We start from the raw sequence: 16,749 nt of genomic DNA, 5'->3' as shown, positions 1-16,749 counted from the left end.
TTTGTATTTCCATTCCGCAGCGCAGTGGAGGAATCTGTTGTTCCTTTTGCGGAGGCAAACGCACCTCGCGCCGGATGTTACTTCAATCTCGTCTCGCGCCCCATCTTCCCATCCGCCCACATGATGAAGTACTTCACATTCGGCGCATCCGTGTGTCCGCCGGCATCCTGACGCCACGCCAGCTCGCCATCCAGCAGTCCATCGAGCACCGGAGGCATCTTCGCCGTCTTGTAGTCATCGCCAAGACTCTGACCGTTTGAGCTGAGTCCCTTCACACCCAGCAGCCGGAACACCGGCCCCGCCGCCACCGCAGCCATGTAGCTGCCCTCGTGATCGAGCCACTTCGCATCACCTTGCTCCGGCACGCCATAGCTGACAAACACCAGCCGCGGCGCGCACAGCGCAATCAGCTCATGCGAATCCACCGGCAGATCGCCCGGATTCAGCGGCCGCGCGCCCGACTTCAAGCTCGCCGCCGCATATTTAATGAAGTTCCCCGCCATCCAGTGATACTCGCCCGAACTGGCCAGGTTCTCGACCGCCTCGCCGAAGTTCCTCCTCAGCAGCGTCGTCCCGCCCTTGCCCGACGAGCCGATCAGCCCCATGTAAAACCGCGGTTCAAACGCCAGCGTCACCAGCGCAGCCTTCCCGTAGCGCGACACGCCCTCGATCCCCACATGCTTCGCATCCACCGCCGGATCGGTCTCCAGATAATCCAACCCGCGCGCCGCTCCCCACTCCCAAGCCCGCAGCGAGCCCCAGTCATCCGGCCTGCGCGGCTGCCCATGGTTCACCAGCCCGATAATCCCGCGCGTCAGCCCCGCGCCATTGTCCGCCTGAATACTGGCCGGATCGATCATCGCGTAGCCCCAGCCATCGGCCAGCAGCTCTTCGTGCGGCGGACGGTCCTCACCCGGATTCAGCCGCGTCGGAAAGCTCAACAGCTTCGCAGGCACCGGATCATACCCCGGATACTTCTTGAAGATCTCCGCAATCTCAGGATCGTCCTTCGCCAGCAGCTCCTTCAACTTCGCATTAATCTTCTCCACATCTTCCACCGGAGGCTGTGTCGGATTCGGCAGCACACTCTGGCCAAACATCATCAACACCGGCACCGGGCCCTTTGCATTCGCCGGCACAACCAGCGTCATCTGAATATCGACATGAATCTGCGGACACGATGAGTTGTCCACATGTCCCACCAGCCGCTTCGCAATCACCGGCGTGAACCCTACATACTCGTGGTCCGTCACAGCTACTGTCCACGTCACCTTCGGCGTGTGCTTCGGAATCCGCCCATACACCTCGCGCTCGAAGTCCTCCACAATCTCCGGCCGTCGCAGCTTCCACCACATCTCCGCCGTCGTCACCTTCCTGCCGTCGTTAAGCGCAAGCACATCGGGCAGCTCCGGATAAGGATTCGCCTTCGACTCGTCATAGTTCGCATGATTCGGCGCGTTCTCATCGCCGCTCGGCCCCGGCCGCAACGCCACAATGCCAAGCTGCTCCATCATGTCCTGATGGTCCTGCTCCGCAGTGAACGTGACCGGTGGTTTCCGCGATGCGGTCTGCGCAAGCGTCGCGCAGGAGCAGCCAGCCAGCGCCACTGCCAGAAAAACTCGAAGACCCGAATTTAGTGTGGACAAATCCGCCTCCAGCGGTGCTATTTTTAGAGCGCGCCTATATAAACGATTTAGTTCGACACCCATAATAAGACACCCATGCACCCAGCAGGAAGAATCTTCACCCTGATCGCCGCACTCGCCCTCACCGTGCCATCGCTGGCGAAGACGCCTCATCCCCAAACAGACCCGCAGACACACTGGGTCGGCACCTGGGCCGCATCACAAGAAATTCCCCTCCGCGTAAACTCGCTCCCGCCCGAAGACCTCACCGACGCAACCCTCCGCCAGATCGTCCACATCTCCATCGGCGGCACCGAGCTGCGCGTGCATCTCTCGAACGCCTTCGGTACAGAGCCGCTCCACATTACCGCCGCGCACATTGCCGTGCCGCTCTCACCCGCAGCCGCGCAGATCGATCCCGCAACCGACCGCGCCCTCACCTTCGCAGGTAAACCCGACGTCATCATCCCCGCTGGCGCCGAGTACATCTCCGACCCCATCCCCTTCACCGCAGCCCCGCTCTCGAACCTCGCCATCACCATCCACTACGACCAGCCGCCCACATGCGAGACAGCCCATGCCGGCTCACGCTCCACGTCGTACCTCGTCCACGGCGACGAAGTCTCCGCCGCAGATCTACCCAACGCGAAAAAATTCGATCACTGGTATCAGCTCGCCGGTGTCGATGTCGAAGCCCCCGCCAACACCGCCGCCATCGTCACCCTCGGCGACTCCATCACCGACGGCCACGCCGCCACCACCAACGGCAACGACCGCTGGCCCGACGTGCTCGCCGCCCGCCTCCAGGCCGCACCCGCCACACGCAACTTAAGCGTGCTCAATCAGGGCATCGGCGGCAATCATCTCCTCACCGACGGCCTAGGACCCAACGCCCTCGCGCGCTTTGACCGCGACGTGCTCGCCCAGCCAGGCGCAAAGTTTCTTATCGTCTTCGAAGGCGTCAACGACATCGGCGGCCTCACGCGCCTCAACGAAGTCAGCCCCGCCGAGCACGCCGCCTTCACCGACCGCATCCTCGCCGCCTACCAGCAGATCATCCTGCGCGCCCACGACCGCGGCCTCAAAGTCATCGGCGCGACCATCACGCCCTACACCGGCTCCGATTACTACCACCCCGGCCCACTCAGCGAAGCCGACCGCCAGGCCATCAACCAATGGATCCGCACCCCCGGCCACTTCGACGCCGTCATCGACTTCGACCGCGCCATCCGCGACCCCGCACACCCCAACCGCCTGCTGCCCGCCTACGACTCCGGCGATCACCTGCACCCATCTCCCGCAGGCTACCGAGCCATGGGTGACGCCATCCCCCTCACCCTCTTCACGCGATAGACCTGAGCCGAGCGGCCAGCATCGCGAGAAACCTAACACCGATTGACACCGATACCACCGATTAAAAAAGACCGACCACGGATTTCGCGGAAGAACACGGATGAAATCTAAAGATAAAATCCGTGCAACTCCGCGAAATCCGTGGTCGTCCTGCGCTTTTAAATCGGTGTTATCGGTATCAATCGGCGTTAAGTTTTCAAAGCTACTTCATCGTCTGCACCGGATACCCTTCAGGAATCTTCAGCTCGAACTGGTCATCATCCAGCTTCTGATTCAGCGTCAGCTTCGTAATCACAACGTCCAGTCCATAGTGGTCCTGCGGCCGCTCGATCTTGATGTGCATCGGAAAAGGCGTGTTGTTGAAGTACTGGTAGTCGCTATAAAACGCCTTGGTCGAGATGTTCCCCGCCGCGTCATAAATATCCTGCTGGTACGGCAGCAGGTCCATGCTGCTGATATGAATCACCCGCAGCGTATGGGCATGTTGCCCCTGGGGCTGGTCCAGAATCTGCACCGCATACGCAGGCTCCTCCACCAGGTCATGCTTCTTCTTGCCCTCGTCCACAATGCGCGTGTCCGAGGTCATCGAGATAATCTGGTTCGACGCCGGCCCCTGCACAAACATCGAGTCAAAGAACACCACCGGCCGCAGGTTCTCCAGCCCGTTCTTCGAAGGATGCGTCACCTCGTTGGTCCCCACCATCGCCTCATGCCGCGAAGGAATCAGCAGCTTGAAGTTCGTGCCGTCCGTCACCATGTCGATCGCCCGCGTTCCCACCACCGGCACCAGCAGCAACACGCGCAGGTCTGCCGGCTTGCGCATCAGAATGTAGCCGCGCAGGCTGGTCGTCTCCGTCACCTTGCCCTGCAGGTTGCCACCGGTCGAGGCCGAAATCTCCACCGCCGCATTCATGCTCTGGATCGAGTCGAACCGCTGATTGATCTCCAGTGCCAACTGGTCCAGCGACGTGCTCATGACAACGCTCGGCAGCCGCGTCTTCACAACCGCGTGCGTATGGGTCAGGCATCCGGTCAACGCCGGAGCCAGGCCAAGCAATCCCGCCGCAAAAGCCTGTCGTATCCTCATTTGCACAAAATTCAAGTATATCTGTCAGACTGCCCAAAGGCAGCCAGACACACCGGGGCCTCAAGCCGCTCCTGACTTCTCCATGTGATATCAGTTGGATGCACCGGCCTCCCGCTTCGGTGCGCAGCTTCAACCGCCAGGAAACCTAACACCGATTGACACCGATACCGCCGATAGAGCAACGCGACCACGGATTCCGTGGAAGAACACGGATGAAATTTAAGAAAGGATAAAATCCGTGCAACTCCGCGAAATCCGTGGTCGTCCTGTGTTTTTAGATCGGTGGCATCGGTGCCAATCGGTGTTAAGCCTTTTGAAGGAAATGAGTTGCGACCTGGCACGCCCCTGCCGCACACCAAAAAAGAGGGCCATGCCATCGCTGGCACAGCCCTGGAGCTAGGAAGATCAAACCTCTTTGGTTACTTCTACTGCCACAACAGCTTGCTGATACAACATCCGATGATTTTTATGCCGCCTCCGCCAGGCTTTTGCCCTTAGCCGTCAGACGCTCAGGCATGTTCTTCTTCAACCACACGTTCGCCCTCCAGCGCCCGAAGAATGGGGCGATGGCGACCAGTGCAAACGCTATTGCCAACGCAATTCGCATATGTTTCTCCTTTGCTGGTACCGGGCGTCAAAAAGGGGCCCGGAGATGAACCGGCAGTGCAACAAAGTGCAAAGCAGCAACCTTACCGCTCGACTAGTGCAAAACTTTGCACATTTGCCGCTGAACTCACTATCCTCCGCCCGTATCTCTCTCGATATCCCCCAGAGGTGGTATCGCACCGACCTTCGTATCAGCGCATCCCATCGCTCAACTCACCCATCGGTGCGTTACCCGATACACTCGCAGACAGCTCGTAAGTGGTTGTCGGCTTAGAACCAATAACCTACAACCTGTAACAGGTAACTGACCTAAAATAGCCCCATGTCCTACACCGCTGCGGTCGATCACCTCTACGCCTTGGGCCACGAGCTGGCCCCGGCCTCTGCCGCTACGCGCCGCAAATTCGATCTCGCCCACATGCGCATCCTCGCCGAAGCCCTCGGCGACCCGCAAGCCAGCTTCCCATCGCTCCTCATCGCCGGAACCAACGGCAAAGGCTCCACCGCCGCCACACTCTCAAGCATCCTCACTGCTGCTGGCTACCGCACCGCGCTCTACACCTCACCGCACCTTATCCGCGTCAACGAGCGCGTCCAGATCAACGGCCTTCCCATCTCCGACGACGACTTCGCCCGCCTCTACTTCCAGGTCGACTCCGCCGGCTCCGCGCTCGTCACCGAGGGCCGTCTCCCCCACCACCCCAGCTTCTTCGAGGCCCTCACCGCGGTCGCTTTCCTTTATTACGCTGAGCAGAAAGTCGACATCGCCGTCCTCGAAGTCGGCATGGGCGGCCGTCTCGACGCCACCAACATCGTCGACCCGCTCCTCTCGATCATCACCGACATCTCGCTCGACCACCAGGAGTACCTCGGCCACACCATCACCGAAATCACCCGCGAAAAAGCCGGCATCCTCCGCTCCAACGGCACCCTCATCACCCTGCCCCAGCACCCCGAAGCCAACGAAGCCATCGGCGAAGTTGCCACACGCCTGAACATCCGCGCCATCAACGCCGCCCAATTTATCCCACCCACTACCGTCAACCAGACCCAACAAGCCGTCATTCTGACCCTGAGTGAAACGAAGGGGAAGAACCCCCGCATTTTGTCTGAAGAGCCGCGAGTCCATCCGGAGAGTCAGCTCACCCCCAATCACTACACCCTCACGCTCGACAACCAGCCTCTCGAAGTCCATTCCCCGCTCACCGGCCACCACCAGCAGCGCAATATCGCCTTAGCCATCGCGGCCGCCATCGAATTACGTAACCAACCAAGTTACAACCTACCCCCAAAAAGCAACCAAACCAGTTACAAAATCACCCATCAGGCAATCGAGACCGGCATCCGCCACACCCGCTGGCCCGGCCGCCTTGAGCTTCTGCCCACCGCGCCGCCCATCCTGCTCGACGTGGCCCACAACCCCGCCGGCGCCTGGACACTCCGCGCCGCCATCGCCCAGCTCCCCGACGCCCAGCCCCGCACCCTCATCTTCAGCTGCCTCCGCGACAAGTCCCTCACCGAGATGGCGCAGATCCTCTTCCCCCTCTTCGACCGCAGCAGCTACCGTCCCTACGACAACATCCTCTTCTGCCCCATCAACAGCCCTCGCACCTCCAGCGTTGAATCGCTCCTCGAAGCCGCCCGCGCCCTCGACATTCCCGCACACGCCACCCCCGACGTAGCCGCAGCCCTCGAGCGCGCCCGCGAACTTACCCCTTCCAACGGCCTCATCCTCGTCACCGGCTCCGTCTACCTCGTCGGCGAAGTCCGCTCCCTCGCCCTCACAAACAACGCAACACCGACCTACACCGATCAAGCACAGACAAACAGCACAACCACGGATGACGCGGAGAAGCGCGGATGAAGGCAACCCAGTCAGCGGTTCAATCTTTAGAGCATTCTCCCCACGACCATCGCTTCTATGTCATTCTGAGCGCAGCGAAGAACCCCCGCATTTTGCCCATGCTGTCACGAATATTCGCTTTGGAGAAGGACTACACCCATACAAAAAACGGTACAAAGTTTCCCATCCACGACGAGGAAACTCGACCCTTCCGCAAACTCTGCCATTCCACCGGCAGCAAATCCGTTCGTATCCTCTCCAATCCGTGGTCGCACTTAAATCGGTGTCATCGGTGAAAATCGGTGTTATGCCTTCTTCCGAGCCCGCTCCCGCCGCGCCTGCAAGCGAGCCATCGCCCCCTCGTGGCCCATCCTTCTTCATGCGCTGGCTCACGTACCTGGTCCTGCTGCCGCTGATTGGCCTGGCCACGGCCTTCTTCGGCGCCATCTCGCTCATCTGCGGCCTCTGGGACAAATCCGGTCGCCAGCAACACTTCATCGCGCACCTCTGGGCACGCACGCTGCTCATCCTCAGCCTCTCGCGCGTCAAAGTCATCAACCGAGAAAAGCTCCACCTGCACGAGACCGCCGTCTATGCCTCCAACCACCTCAGCTACATGGACACCCCGGTCCTCTTCTCGCATCTCCCCTTCCAGTTCCGCATCCTCGCCAAGCAAGGCCTCTGGAAGGTCCCCTTCATCGGCTGGTATCTCAACCGCTCGGGGCAAGTGCCGGTCGATCAATCCAGCGCCCGCAACGCCGTCGCCAGCCTCAACCGCGGAGTAGCCACACTCAAACACGGTCTCCCGCTGGTCATCTTCCCCGAAGGAGGCCGCGCCCACGACGGCGAAACCAAACCCTTCGTCTCCGGCGCAGCGTACATGGCCATCAAAGCCCAGGTCCCGCTGATCCCCATCACGCTGATCGGAACCTACGAGCTGCTCCCCATCCACACCTACGCGCTCAACCCGCGCCCGCTGGCCATCATCATCGGCGACCCAATCCCCACCACCAACCTAACCACCCGCGACGCCGACACCCTCACCCAGCAACTCTTCCAAGCAATCACCACTACCTACATGCAGCACTCGGCTCAATAAGTATCACTGGGCAGCTTGCGCGAATTGTTTCTCTGGATCACTCATCACAATGCTAAAGCGGCTTACCGATCTCCCAGCGATGACCGAAAGGGTCCTGGACTGAGCCGTCACGCCATCCATAGTCACGATCCTGCATGGGCGAACGAACGACCGCACCAGAAGCCACGGCCTGATCGAAGACCGCATCCGGGTCGTCTACGATGAGCATCAACCGCACCGCTGTTCCACCGAGCTGAGCCGGCGACGGATTGCCGATCGCTTCTCCCTCAGGATGCACCCAGAACTCTGCACCATGCACCAGAAGCTGCGCCACCATATCTTCAGCAGGAGGCGTACTCCACCCAGTCGTAGCGCCAAACGCACGTTCATAGAAGGAGACAGCCTCGCGAACATCGCCAGGAATATGCAGCATCGCGGTAAAACGGTAGCTCATACACCTAAAGCTACTCCTCCCGGCTTACAAGAACGAATAGGGTGTTCAATTAAGCTAGAACAGTGAAACTCCGGTAAGCGCGCTGGAAGAGGGGCCGCAGGATGCGAAAAGGGTTTACAAGAAGACCTAAGTTTGAGGAGCCAGCAGCGAATCATGCCAAAAACTACATCACTCCAGGCGGGCTCCAGCGCCTGAAAGATGAGCGCCTTTTTTTGCTCAACAAGGATCGCCCGGCGGTGGTGGAGGTAGTGGCGTGGGCTGCGGGCAACGGCGATCGCAGTGAAAACGCCGACTATCAGTACGGCAAGCGGCGACTGCGGCAGATCGACGGACGGATTCGTTTCCTGACGAAGCGAATAGAAGCCGCGGAGGTGGTAGATCCGCAAGCTCCGAGAACGGGGCTGCGGGCAACAAGAGCGTTCTTTGGAGCCACCGTGCGCTATGCGAATGCCGCGGGAGAAGAACGCGTGGTGAGCATCGTCGGCACGGACGAAGTCAATCTCGATCTCAACCACATCAGTTGGGCCTCACCCCTGGGCCGCACATTCATGCGAGCAGCAGAGGGTGACGAAGTTGTTCTTCATGCGCCGGGCGGCACTGAAACCCTGACCGTGCTGGAAGTGCGGTACGAGCACATTGCTGTAGAACCGTTCCGCGAACCACAGGGGCTCGAGCTCTCGCCAAAACTTGATCGCTGACATGAGCGAACCTATCGCATCCGAAGAGAACGTGAGCCCTGATAAAGCGCTTCTCATCAGTGAGCGGTATGATTACTTCCCATAAGCCGACTTATGAGGACTAATCGAGAAGCGGCGGCTTTCCAATATAGTCAGAAGCACGATGAAATTGACAGACAGTGTACTCGAAGAGATTGCCCGAATGGTCGTCGGAGATGCTGCTCACTTTCCGTACCGCAGTAGCTATTACATAACGCGTTTCTTCAAGCGTTGCGGCCTCCCCTTTACCCATGACGGAACGACCCGGCCGAAATGGGCGAACGAACGCCTTCAAGAACTCAATCTTGGGCCAGCTACCTCTGTTGATTTACCGCCTGACGACCTTTGCCGTGTGATTTCGGAGCTTTTCGAGCAGGACGATTTCGACCGGCACAACCGTCAACTGCGGCGGCGGGGCGAGACAAATCCGGAACACTTTGCAGACATCGCGAAGGCTCTTGAGAGCTTTAACAACATCGTCAAACGTCATGGCATTACCGCATACCTTGACGAATCGGGCCGATGTTTCCTGCGCACCACCGGCACTGGAATCAGCAGTGCCTCCTATTCACAGACCAGCAGGCCACTCTCTCAGGAAGAGATTGAACAACGCAAAAAGCTCAACATCTTTCTTGATGGAGCAAGCGAAGACGAATTCATCGAAAAGATTCTTGTTCCGCTCTTTCAACGGTTGGGATACAGGCGCGTGACCCCGACCGGCCATAGTGACCGATCGCTCGAGTTCGGCAAGGACTTATGGATGAAGTACCAGTTGCCGACCGGGCATTGGATTTACTTCTGTGCTCAAGTCAAGAAGAACAGGATCGACTCCAATAACGCCTCAGCCGAGAAAAACGTAGCGAACATTCTTACGCAGGCTCGCATGGCGATAGATCATCCCATCCATGATCCGGAGATCAACCGTATGGTTTTGCTGGATCACTTGTATTTGATTTCGGCGGGAGACATTACAAAAGCTGCTCGGAGTTGGCTGGCTCAGCAGCTTGATGCCTCCCAGCGCCGACACATCATCTTCATGGATCGCGAGGAATTTCTCGAGCAGTCAGCAAGGATACTTCTCGATTTGAGATTCGAAGCTACCGAAGCAGCGGAAATCTCTGACGACGATATCCCGTTCTAGTCCGATTAGTCACCATAAAGGCCGTTCTCATCATTTAGACCAGCAAGCGAAATCGCAGTTGGAGTTACCATCTTCATAGAACCATTCCCAGCCACTGGTTCCTGATCCTGCCTATGAAGCCCCGCATCGCCATTCCCGTTCCGACCAGCACCAATCCCGAGTACAACCAGCGCTCCTGGCCTGTCTACGCGCAGGCGGTCGAGCGCTCCGGCGGCGAGCCGGTCGAAATTCCTCTCACTGGAACCCCGGCTACTATTGTCAATTTGATTAACACCTGTCAGGCCGTCCTGCTCCCCGGCAGCCCCGCCGACATCAACCCGCACAAGTTCGGCGCGGAACCCATCCCCGAGTGCTCGCCCGCCGATCCGGCCCGCGAAAACGTCGACGAGCTCCTCATCCAGGACGCGCACAACCTCTACAAACCCATCCTCGCCATCTGCTTCGGCACCCAGTCGCTCAACGTCTGGCGTGGAGGCACGCTCGTCCAGCACATCGACCCAACTCATACGCCGATCAACCACCGCGCAGGCCGCGACGTCCCCGTCGCCCACACCGCCAACATCGAACCCGACTCCGTCCTCGGCGGCATCCTCAAAAAGGACACACCTGAAGAAGCGCCCGAACAGACCGGTCACCTGAACCTCCGCGTCAACTCCAGCCATCACCAGGCCATTGAAACCCCCGGCGACGGTCTCCGCATCACAGCCCGCTGCCCCGAAGATGGCGTCATCGAAGCTGTCGAAGGTGGCTTAGCCACCGAAACCGGCAATCCCCACTGGGTCCTCGGCATCCAGTGGCATCCCGAGCGCAGCTACGACATCAGCCCCGCCTCGCAAGCCATCTTCCGCCGCTTCATCAACGAAGCCGCCGCCTGGACCCCTCGCGCCATCCACACCTCCGTTGCCAAAAGCCAGTAGCCATCAAAAATGCTCCACGTGGAGCATTTCAGCAGCACGCGAGTCGTCACCGCGCTTCAACCCATCTAACTGAGCCATGGAAAAGGTAAAGCTTGGTTCACAAGGCGCAGTCGTCTCTCGCATGGGACTCGGCTGTATGGGTATGAGCGAGTTCTACGGAGAGCGCAATGACCAGGAGTCGGCCGCGACCATCCTCCGCGCACTCGATCTCGGCATCAACTTCCTCGACACCGCCGACATGTACGGCATCGGCGACAATGAAGAGCTCATTGGCAAAACTATCCGCAACCGGCGCGACGAGGTCTTCCTCGCCACGAAGTTTGGCAACAAGCGCAGCAAGGACAATCCCGCGAGCGTCGTCGTCGGCACCCCTGAATATGTTCACTCCGCCTGCGACGCCTCGCTCAAGCGACTTGGCGTGGACCATATCGACCTCTACTACCAGCACCGCGTCGATCCCAACACTCCCATTGAAGACACGGTAGGGGCGATGGCCGAGCTGGTAAAGGCTGGCAAGGTCAAATACCTCGGGCTGTCCGAGGCGTCTCCCGCAACCATCCGCCGCGCCCACAAGATTCACCCCATCACTGCGCTTCAGACCGAGTACTCCCTGTGGGAGCGCCACGTTGAAGCCGAGATACTCCCAACCGTCCGCGAGCTAGGCATCGGGTTCGTTCCGTACAGCCCGCTGGGACGTGGATTTCTCACCGGGGCCATCAAAAACACTCAAAACCTGGGTGCCGAAGACTTTCGTGCGGCGCGCTATCCTCGCTTCGCCCAAGGAGCCTTCGACAAAAATCTCGTTCTGGTCGAGCGGCTGGAGGCCATTGCACAGCGGAAAGGCATCAAAGCCAGCCAGTTGGCGCTGGCGTGGGTGTTGGCAAAGGGCAAGGACATGGTGCCAATCCCGGGGACCAAGCGCAGGAAATACCTCGAAGAGAACGCTGCTGCCGTGGATATCCACCTGTCGTCGGCAGAGATCGCCGAGCTCGAAGCCGCCGTGCCGGAGTCCGAGATTGCGGGTGACCGATACAACACGGCTGCCCTCAAGTCCGTTGACCGCTAGCGAAATTGCTCCACGTGGAGCATTCTGCCCTCTGGCGCGAGAGGCTGAACACGGATCTACACCGATAACACCGATCTAAAAACCAGAACGACCGCGGATTTCCTGGATGGCCTCGGATTTTTCCTTTTTGGATTTGATCCGCGCTGATCCGTGAAATCCGTGGTCGGATTGCCTTTATCGGTGGGGTCGGAGTAAATCGGTGTTAGGTTTTTCGAGAATGCTCCACGTGGAGCATTTCTGACCTTAAAATGTTCCACGTGGAACAATCTGACATCTCTGAAGCCCAAATCGAAGCACTTCTCGCCCCTTACCTACCCGAAATACCAGCCGGGCTTGCGGCAAAACTCTCGCAGTATCTCAATCTGCTGTTCAAGTGGAACGCTCGCACGAATCTGACCGCTATTCGTGACCCGGGTCAGATAGTCCAGCGCCACTTCGGCGAGAGCTTGTTTGCAGGCCGCCACGTTGGCTTCGAAACCAAGACTTTGCTGGATTTAGGCTCAGGAGCGGGTTTCCCAGGGCTTCCCATCGCCCTGCTTCGTCCAGAGATCGCTGTTACGCTGGCCGAATCGCAGAATAAGAAGGCTACTTTTCTCCGTGAGGCTGTTCGGACACTTGGGCTTCAAAATGTTGAGGTGTGGGCCGAACGGGCGGAAGCTCTACCTGAGACAAGACAGTTCGATATCGTTACCCTGCGGGCCGTCGATCATATGGCTGCTGCCTTCGCGGCTGCAGTGCCGCGCGCATCCCGGGAAATCCTTTTGCTAGCGGGCGCTCATCCTGAGCTCCCAGCGGATTTTACCGTCGAGCCACCTGTTCTTATCCCCGGGAGCCAGTCCAGTTATCTCATCAGGGCTATGAAGTCTATTCCCGACTGACAAAATGCTCCACGTGGAGCATTCTGCCCCCTGCCGTGAGAGGCTTACACGGATTTACACCGATAACACCGATTTAAAAACATAGGACGACCGCGGCTTGCGCGGATGGACACGGATAAAAGCGAAAAGGAGAATCCGCCCCGATCTGTGAAATCCGTGGTTGGGTTGTTCTATCGGTGAGATCAGTGTGAATCGGTGTTAGGTATTTCAAGAATGCTCCACGTGGAGCATTTTGGACGTGCTGACGAGGTAGAAATGCATTTAAGTTTTCCACATTGGCTCGGGCAGAAGCCTTCTATATCCAGCGGAAAGCGGAGCTTCCACACGTTCTCCACAGGGGTGGTAACTTCTCCACAACCCTTTGGACGTTGCCATGATTTTCACGTCCCGATAACCTGCTTCTACGCCGATGATTACCATTCATCCTGCCGATAAACCCGCATCTGAGGCCAAACCGAATGGCGAGGCCAAGCCTGAGGCTGCGCCTGCACCCTCGAAGGTCCTTGCTGTTGTCAATCAGAAGGGCGGCGTGGGCAAAACAACCACAGCCATCAACTTAGCTGCGTCGCTGGCGCTCGAAGGATTGCAGGTTCTGCTGATTGACTGCGATCCGCAAGCAAATTCGACCGGCGGGCTGGGTTTTGCCAGACCGAAGGATGACGACGAGACGCGGCAGAGTACATACGAGTTATTGCTGGGTCAGGCCACGATTGCCGAGGCGACAGTTCCGACTGAGATCGAGAAACTGAAGCTGGTTCCGAGCAGCAAGAACCTGATTGGCGCGACGATCGAGTTGATTTCGGCTGAGAAGCGAGAGTTTCGGCTGCGCGAGGCAATCGAGCCGGTTCGCGCTCAGTACCCTTTCATCATTCTGGATTGCCCGCCGGCGCTGGATTTGTTGACCCTGAATGCTTTGGTTGCGGCCGATGGGCTGTTGGTGCCGATGCAGGCCGAGTACTTTGCTCTGGAAGGTATTTCGGAGTTGATGAGCACGCTGGACAAAGTGACGCAGGCGTTCAATCCGAAGCTGGCGCTTGAAGGCGTGTTGCTGACGATGTATGACGACCGCACGAACCTGGCGATGCAGGTGACAGAGAATTTGAAGGCGTTTTTCGATGACAAGCTGCTGAAGACGTCGATTCCGCGCAATGTAAGGCTGGCGGAGGCGCCGAGCCACGGCAAACCGGTTGCGCTGTATGATGCCAAGTCGCGTGGGGCCGAGGCTTACCGGGAGCTCGCGCTGGAGCTGCTGGCGCGGAATGGCATGGAGAGCCCTGAGGTCAAGCGGCGCAAGGCTGCTGCGGCCGCGGCTGCGAGTTCGCTCAAGTCGTTTCAGCAGCCGGAGAAGAAGAGATTCTGGTCGAAGAAGAGCAAGGAAGCATAAAGATGCCTACAGCTACGCATGATCCGAAACGCCGTGCCCTGGGGAAAGGGCTTGAGTCACTGCTGCCTTCGCGCCCTGCGGTCGTGCCGCAGATTGCCGCTACTGCCGTCGAGGTGCTGGGCAAGCCGATTGATCTTCCGCTGGACTCGATTGAGCGGAATCCTTACCAGACCAGGACGCACTTCGATGAGACGCAGCTGGACGAGCTGGCGCAGTCGATCTCGGCAACCGGCGTGGTGCAGCCGATTGTGGTTAAGAAGATTGGCGAGGACCGTTACCAATTGATAACGGGGGAACGACGCTGGCTGGCGAGCCGCAAGGCCGGCGAGAAGACGATTCCGGCAGTGATTCGCTCGGCCAACGATGAGCAAACGTTGGAGATGACGATTGTCGAGAATCTGCAGCGGGCTGACCTGAACCCGATAGAACAAGGGAAGGCGTTCGAGCGGCTGAGCCGGGAGTTTAAACTGACCCAGGAGCAGATGGCTTACCGAACGGGCAAGGATCGGGCTACGGTTGGTAACTTCATTCGTTTGTTGCGATTGCCTGAATTTGTCCAGAAGAAAGTAGAGTCGGGTGAGCTGTCGTTTGGCCATGCGAGGGCGATGCTGGCGTTGGAAGGCGATGCTGCGACTTCGGCGGCGCAGAAGATATTGGCGCTGAATCTGTCGGTGCGGCAGACGGAGAATTACGTTCAGGGGCTGATCAACCCGGAGAGCAAGCCGAAGCCTGAACAGAAGAAGGATGTTCAGCCGGAGGACCCGAATGTTCGCGAGGCGCAGGACCAGCTGCAGCGGAAGCTGGGGCTGAAGGTGCGGATTGAGGACAAGCACGGCAAGGGCAAGGTGGTGATCGAGTATGCGAATGTTGAAGACTTCGACGCGATCATTGCCGCGCTGGGGTGAAGGCAAGGATGTGGAGGCCTAACGCCGATTCGCACCGATGACACCGATCTAAAAATCGACCGCGGATTGTCTGGATGGACACGGATAAAAACGAAAATCCGTGCTGATCCGTGGAATCCGCGGTTGCTTTATGCTGCGATTAGAGTCGGGTGTGCCGAAGGGTTTGAGGAGTGGTGATGGAGAGGACAGTTCAGATGGAGCAGCCGGGGTTGATGCCGTTTCGGGCGACGGGGCTGGAGTTTCGGTTTCGGCTTCTGATTCATGCCGTGATTATTGTTCTGGGGTTCTGGGCGCCCTGGGACAAGTGGCTGCATCTGGATTCGGATGGGCCGAACCCGCATGTGTGGGGTGTATTGGCAGACCATCTGTATAAGCTGGCGCCTGGAACGATTTCGATTGGTGCGGCGTTCAATTGGCTGCTGATCCTGGCGGCGATTTGTGCGTTTGTGGCGGCGGCGCTGCGGACGTGGGGTTCGGCCTATATTGGAGCGCCGGTGGTGCAGTCGGGCGCGATGCATGGCGCGGAGCTGGTGGCGGCGGGGCCGTATCGTTTTATGCGGAATCCGCTGTATGCGGGGCTGGTGATTCATTCGCTGGCGTTGGCGCTGCTGATGCCGCCAACGGGCGCGGTCTTCTGCGTGGTGACGCTGGCGCTGTTTCAGCTTCGGCTGATTGGTGGCGAAGAGGCGTTTCTTTCGGCGAAGCTTGGTGAGCCTTATCGGGCGTATTGCTCGCTGGTGCCGCGGATATTTCCTGCGCTGAGGCCGCGGGTTGCGGCTTCGGCGACAAGGGCGCGGTGGGGGCTGGCGTTTCTGGGCGAGATTTATATGTGGGGCGTGTTTGTGACCTTCGTGGCGCTTGGGTATCGGTACAACGCGTTTTTGTTGATGCGTGGCGTGCTGGTGTCGTTGGGGTTGATGCTGATCATAAGAGCGATGCTGCCGCGGACTAGTCAAGCGACCGAGGGCTAATAAACGGCTGCATCCGATTGAGTGTTGGATGATGGCTCCGCTATTTTTCGAACCAGATCTCCATTCCTACGTCGTTGGGGTGGATCTCGGTTTTGGTGAAGCCGATGCTTTGGAGCATGTTTTCGAACTCCGGAATCGTGTAGGCGCGTTTGAGGAGCATGAAGCGGAAGGTCAGTTTGGTCAGGATGCGTCTGGATGTGCTCAAGTCCATGCTGCGGACGTGCTTTCCAATCTTGCACATGCTGGCATCGCGGCGGAGGTCGATGATGACACCTCTGGCACCGGGGCGGAGGACACGGCGCATCTCGCGGAGCGCGCGTTCTGGCTGGGTGAAGTTTTTGAAGGCCGCGCGGCAGACTAAGAAATCGAAGGTGCTGTCGGGGAACGGCATGACGGAGGCGTTGCCCAGACGGAAGTCGACGGTTACGCCGGCCTGCTGCGCGTTCGTTTTGGCGATCTCGACGAAGGTCTTGCTGATGTCGAGGGCGGTGACGTGGAACTGCTTTTTGCGGGCCAGCTCGATGGAGAGAAATCCCGGGCCGGGGGCGACTTCGAGGATGCTGCTGTTGGGTGACAACAGCATGTCGGCGAAGCGGTCGGCGTCGTTTCTGAATTCCGGGAGATATTGGCGGGTGGTTTTCTCGTACCAGCGGGCGATTCCGCCTTCCATGCCGATACCTTTGTAGGCTTTTTGGGTTGCGACTGCCATAATGGATGCACCTTCT

Annotated in this window: 16 protein-coding genes; 11 read left to right on the top strand and 5 right to left on the bottom strand. The window is 58.9% G+C overall.

Going from position 1 to position 16,749, the window contains the following annotated elements:
* Window positions 1-77 precede the first annotated feature (77 nt).
* Window positions 78-1,646, bottom strand: coding sequence for an alpha/beta hydrolase family protein (locus tag IEX36_RS11755; protein WP_229668914.1), 1,569 nt, complete (start codon window positions 1,644-1,646; stop codon window positions 78-80).
* 75 nt (window positions 1,647-1,721) lie between these two features.
* Between IEX36_RS11755 and IEX36_RS11750 the strand changes: the two genes are divergently transcribed.
* Complete coding sequence (locus IEX36_RS11750) at window positions 1,722-2,978, top strand: SGNH/GDSL hydrolase family protein (protein WP_188759473.1); 1,257 nt, start codon at window positions 1,722-1,724, stop codon at window positions 2,976-2,978.
* Between the two features lie 202 nt (window positions 2,979-3,180).
* Here IEX36_RS11750 and IEX36_RS11745 read toward each other — a convergent pair whose 3' ends face one another.
* Entirely contained in the window at window positions 3,181-4,065 is an 885-nt protein-coding gene (locus IEX36_RS11745; protein WP_229668913.1) for a DUF4292 domain-containing protein, read from the bottom strand.
* 466 nt (window positions 4,066-4,531) lie between these two features.
* Window positions 4,532-4,672 carry a hypothetical protein gene (locus tag IEX36_RS11740; RefSeq protein ID WP_188759472.1) on the bottom strand — a complete coding sequence of 47 codons (141 nt, stop codon included), beginning with the start codon at window positions 4,670-4,672 and terminating at the stop codon, window positions 4,532-4,534.
* A gap of 321 nt (window positions 4,673-4,993) precedes the next feature.
* On the opposite strand from IEX36_RS11740, the gene IEX36_RS11735 reads away from it, so the two are divergent.
* The gene (locus tag IEX36_RS11735; protein ID WP_188759471.1) at window positions 4,994-6,535 is read left to right on the top strand and encodes a bifunctional folylpolyglutamate synthase/dihydrofolate synthase; all 1,542 of its coding nucleotides are present in this window, start codon (window positions 4,994-4,996) and stop codon (window positions 6,533-6,535) included.
* 286 nt (window positions 6,536-6,821) lie between these two features.
* Window positions 6,822-7,613 carry a lysophospholipid acyltransferase family protein gene (locus IEX36_RS11730; protein WP_188759470.1) on the top strand — a complete coding sequence of 264 codons (792 nt, stop codon included), beginning with the start codon at window positions 6,822-6,824 and terminating at the stop codon, window positions 7,611-7,613.
* 52 nt (window positions 7,614-7,665) lie between these two features.
* Here IEX36_RS11730 and IEX36_RS11725 read toward each other — a convergent pair whose 3' ends face one another.
* Entirely contained in the window at window positions 7,666-8,046 is a 381-nt protein-coding gene (locus IEX36_RS11725; RefSeq protein ID WP_188759469.1) for a VOC family protein, read from the bottom strand.
* 101 nt (window positions 8,047-8,147) lie between these two features.
* Between IEX36_RS11725 and greB the strand changes: the two genes are divergently transcribed.
* From greB to IEX36_RS11685, 8 genes are all read left to right on the top strand, one after another.
* Complete coding sequence (gene greB, locus IEX36_RS11720) at window positions 8,148-8,744, top strand: transcription elongation factor GreB (RefSeq protein ID WP_188759468.1); 597 nt, start codon at window positions 8,148-8,150, stop codon at window positions 8,742-8,744.
* Window positions 8,745-8,886: 142 nt separating this feature from the next.
* Window positions 8,887-9,903 carry a hypothetical protein gene (locus IEX36_RS11715; RefSeq protein WP_188759467.1) on the top strand — a complete coding sequence of 339 codons (1,017 nt, stop codon included), beginning with the start codon at window positions 8,887-8,889 and terminating at the stop codon, window positions 9,901-9,903.
* Window positions 9,904-10,016: 113 nt separating this feature from the next.
* The gene (locus IEX36_RS11710) at window positions 10,017-10,820 is read left to right on the top strand and encodes a gamma-glutamyl-gamma-aminobutyrate hydrolase family protein (RefSeq protein ID WP_188759466.1); all 804 of its coding nucleotides are present in this window, start codon (window positions 10,017-10,019) and stop codon (window positions 10,818-10,820) included.
* 76 nt (window positions 10,821-10,896) lie between these two features.
* Complete coding sequence (locus tag IEX36_RS11705) at window positions 10,897-11,886, top strand: aldo/keto reductase (protein ID WP_188759465.1); 990 nt, start codon at window positions 10,897-10,899, stop codon at window positions 11,884-11,886.
* A 248-nt stretch (window positions 11,887-12,134) separates the two neighbouring features.
* Window positions 12,135-12,764, top strand: coding sequence for a 16S rRNA (guanine(527)-N(7))-methyltransferase RsmG (rsmG, locus tag IEX36_RS11700; RefSeq protein WP_188759464.1), 630 nt, complete (start codon window positions 12,135-12,137; stop codon window positions 12,762-12,764).
* A gap of 409 nt (window positions 12,765-13,173) precedes the next feature.
* On the top strand, window positions 13,174-14,148 hold the full coding sequence (locus IEX36_RS11695; RefSeq protein WP_188759463.1) for a ParA family protein: 975 nt from the start codon (window positions 13,174-13,176) through the stop codon (window positions 14,146-14,148).
* Window positions 14,149-14,150: 2 nt separating this feature from the next.
* Complete coding sequence (locus IEX36_RS11690) at window positions 14,151-15,053, top strand: ParB/RepB/Spo0J family partition protein (RefSeq protein WP_188759462.1); 903 nt, start codon at window positions 14,151-14,153, stop codon at window positions 15,051-15,053.
* 176 nt (window positions 15,054-15,229) lie between these two features.
* On the top strand, window positions 15,230-16,024 hold the full coding sequence (locus tag IEX36_RS11685) for a methyltransferase family protein (protein WP_229668910.1): 795 nt from the start codon (window positions 15,230-15,232) through the stop codon (window positions 16,022-16,024).
* A gap of 40 nt (window positions 16,025-16,064) precedes the next feature.
* On the opposite strand, the gene IEX36_RS11680 is transcribed toward IEX36_RS11685, so the two are convergent.
* Window positions 16,065-16,733, bottom strand: a complete 669-nt coding sequence (locus IEX36_RS11680) for a class I SAM-dependent methyltransferase (protein ID WP_188759461.1) — start codon at window positions 16,731-16,733, stop codon at window positions 16,065-16,067.
* Window positions 16,734-16,749 lie beyond the last annotated feature (16 nt).

Source organism: Edaphobacter acidisoli, from assembly GCF_014642855.1.
In the GTDB taxonomy this organism is placed as follows: domain Bacteria; phylum Acidobacteriota; class Terriglobia; order Terriglobales; family Acidobacteriaceae; genus Edaphobacter; species Edaphobacter acidisoli.
Note: the sequence above shows the minus strand (reverse complement) of the source record. Positions and strands in the feature narration are given on the sequence as shown.

Bases quoted from the DNA above. Each gene is read 5' to 3' on its own strand.
- IEX36_RS11750 (WP_188759473.1), top strand. From the start codon at position 1,722: ATGCACCCAGCAGGAAGAATCTTCACCCTGATCGCCGCACTCGCCCTC.
- IEX36_RS11745 (WP_229668913.1), bottom strand. From the start codon at position 4,065: ATGAGGATACGACAGGCTTTTGCGGCGGGATTGCTTGGCCTGGCTCCG.
- IEX36_RS11740 (WP_188759472.1), bottom strand. From the start codon at position 4,672: ATGCGAATTGCGTTGGCAATAGCGTTTGCACTGGTCGCCATCGCCCCA.
- IEX36_RS11735 (WP_188759471.1), top strand. From the start codon at position 4,994: ATGTCCTACACCGCTGCGGTCGATCACCTCTACGCCTTGGGCCACGAG.
- IEX36_RS11730 (WP_188759470.1), top strand. From the start codon at position 6,822: ATGCCTTCTTCCGAGCCCGCTCCCGCCGCGCCTGCAAGCGAGCCATCG.
- IEX36_RS11725 (WP_188759469.1), bottom strand. From the start codon at position 8,046: ATGAGCTACCGTTTTACCGCGATGCTGCATATTCCTGGCGATGTTCGC.
- greB (WP_188759468.1), top strand. From the start codon at position 8,148: ATGCGAAAAGGGTTTACAAGAAGACCTAAGTTTGAGGAGCCAGCAGCG.
- IEX36_RS11715 (WP_188759467.1), top strand. From the start codon at position 8,887: ATGAAATTGACAGACAGTGTACTCGAAGAGATTGCCCGAATGGTCGTC.
- IEX36_RS11710 (WP_188759466.1), top strand. From the start codon at position 10,017: ATGAAGCCCCGCATCGCCATTCCCGTTCCGACCAGCACCAATCCCGAG.
- IEX36_RS11705 (WP_188759465.1), top strand. From the start codon at position 10,897: ATGGAAAAGGTAAAGCTTGGTTCACAAGGCGCAGTCGTCTCTCGCATG.
- rsmG (WP_188759464.1), top strand. From the start codon at position 12,135: ATGTTCCACGTGGAACAATCTGACATCTCTGAAGCCCAAATCGAAGCA.
- IEX36_RS11695 (WP_188759463.1), top strand. From the start codon at position 13,174: ATGATTACCATTCATCCTGCCGATAAACCCGCATCTGAGGCCAAACCG.
- IEX36_RS11690 (WP_188759462.1), top strand. From the start codon at position 14,151: ATGCCTACAGCTACGCATGATCCGAAACGCCGTGCCCTGGGGAAAGGG.
- IEX36_RS11685 (WP_229668910.1), top strand. From the start codon at position 15,230: ATGGAGAGGACAGTTCAGATGGAGCAGCCGGGGTTGATGCCGTTTCGG.
- IEX36_RS11680 (WP_188759461.1), bottom strand. From the start codon at position 16,733: ATGGCAGTCGCAACCCAAAAAGCCTACAAAGGTATCGGCATGGAAGGC.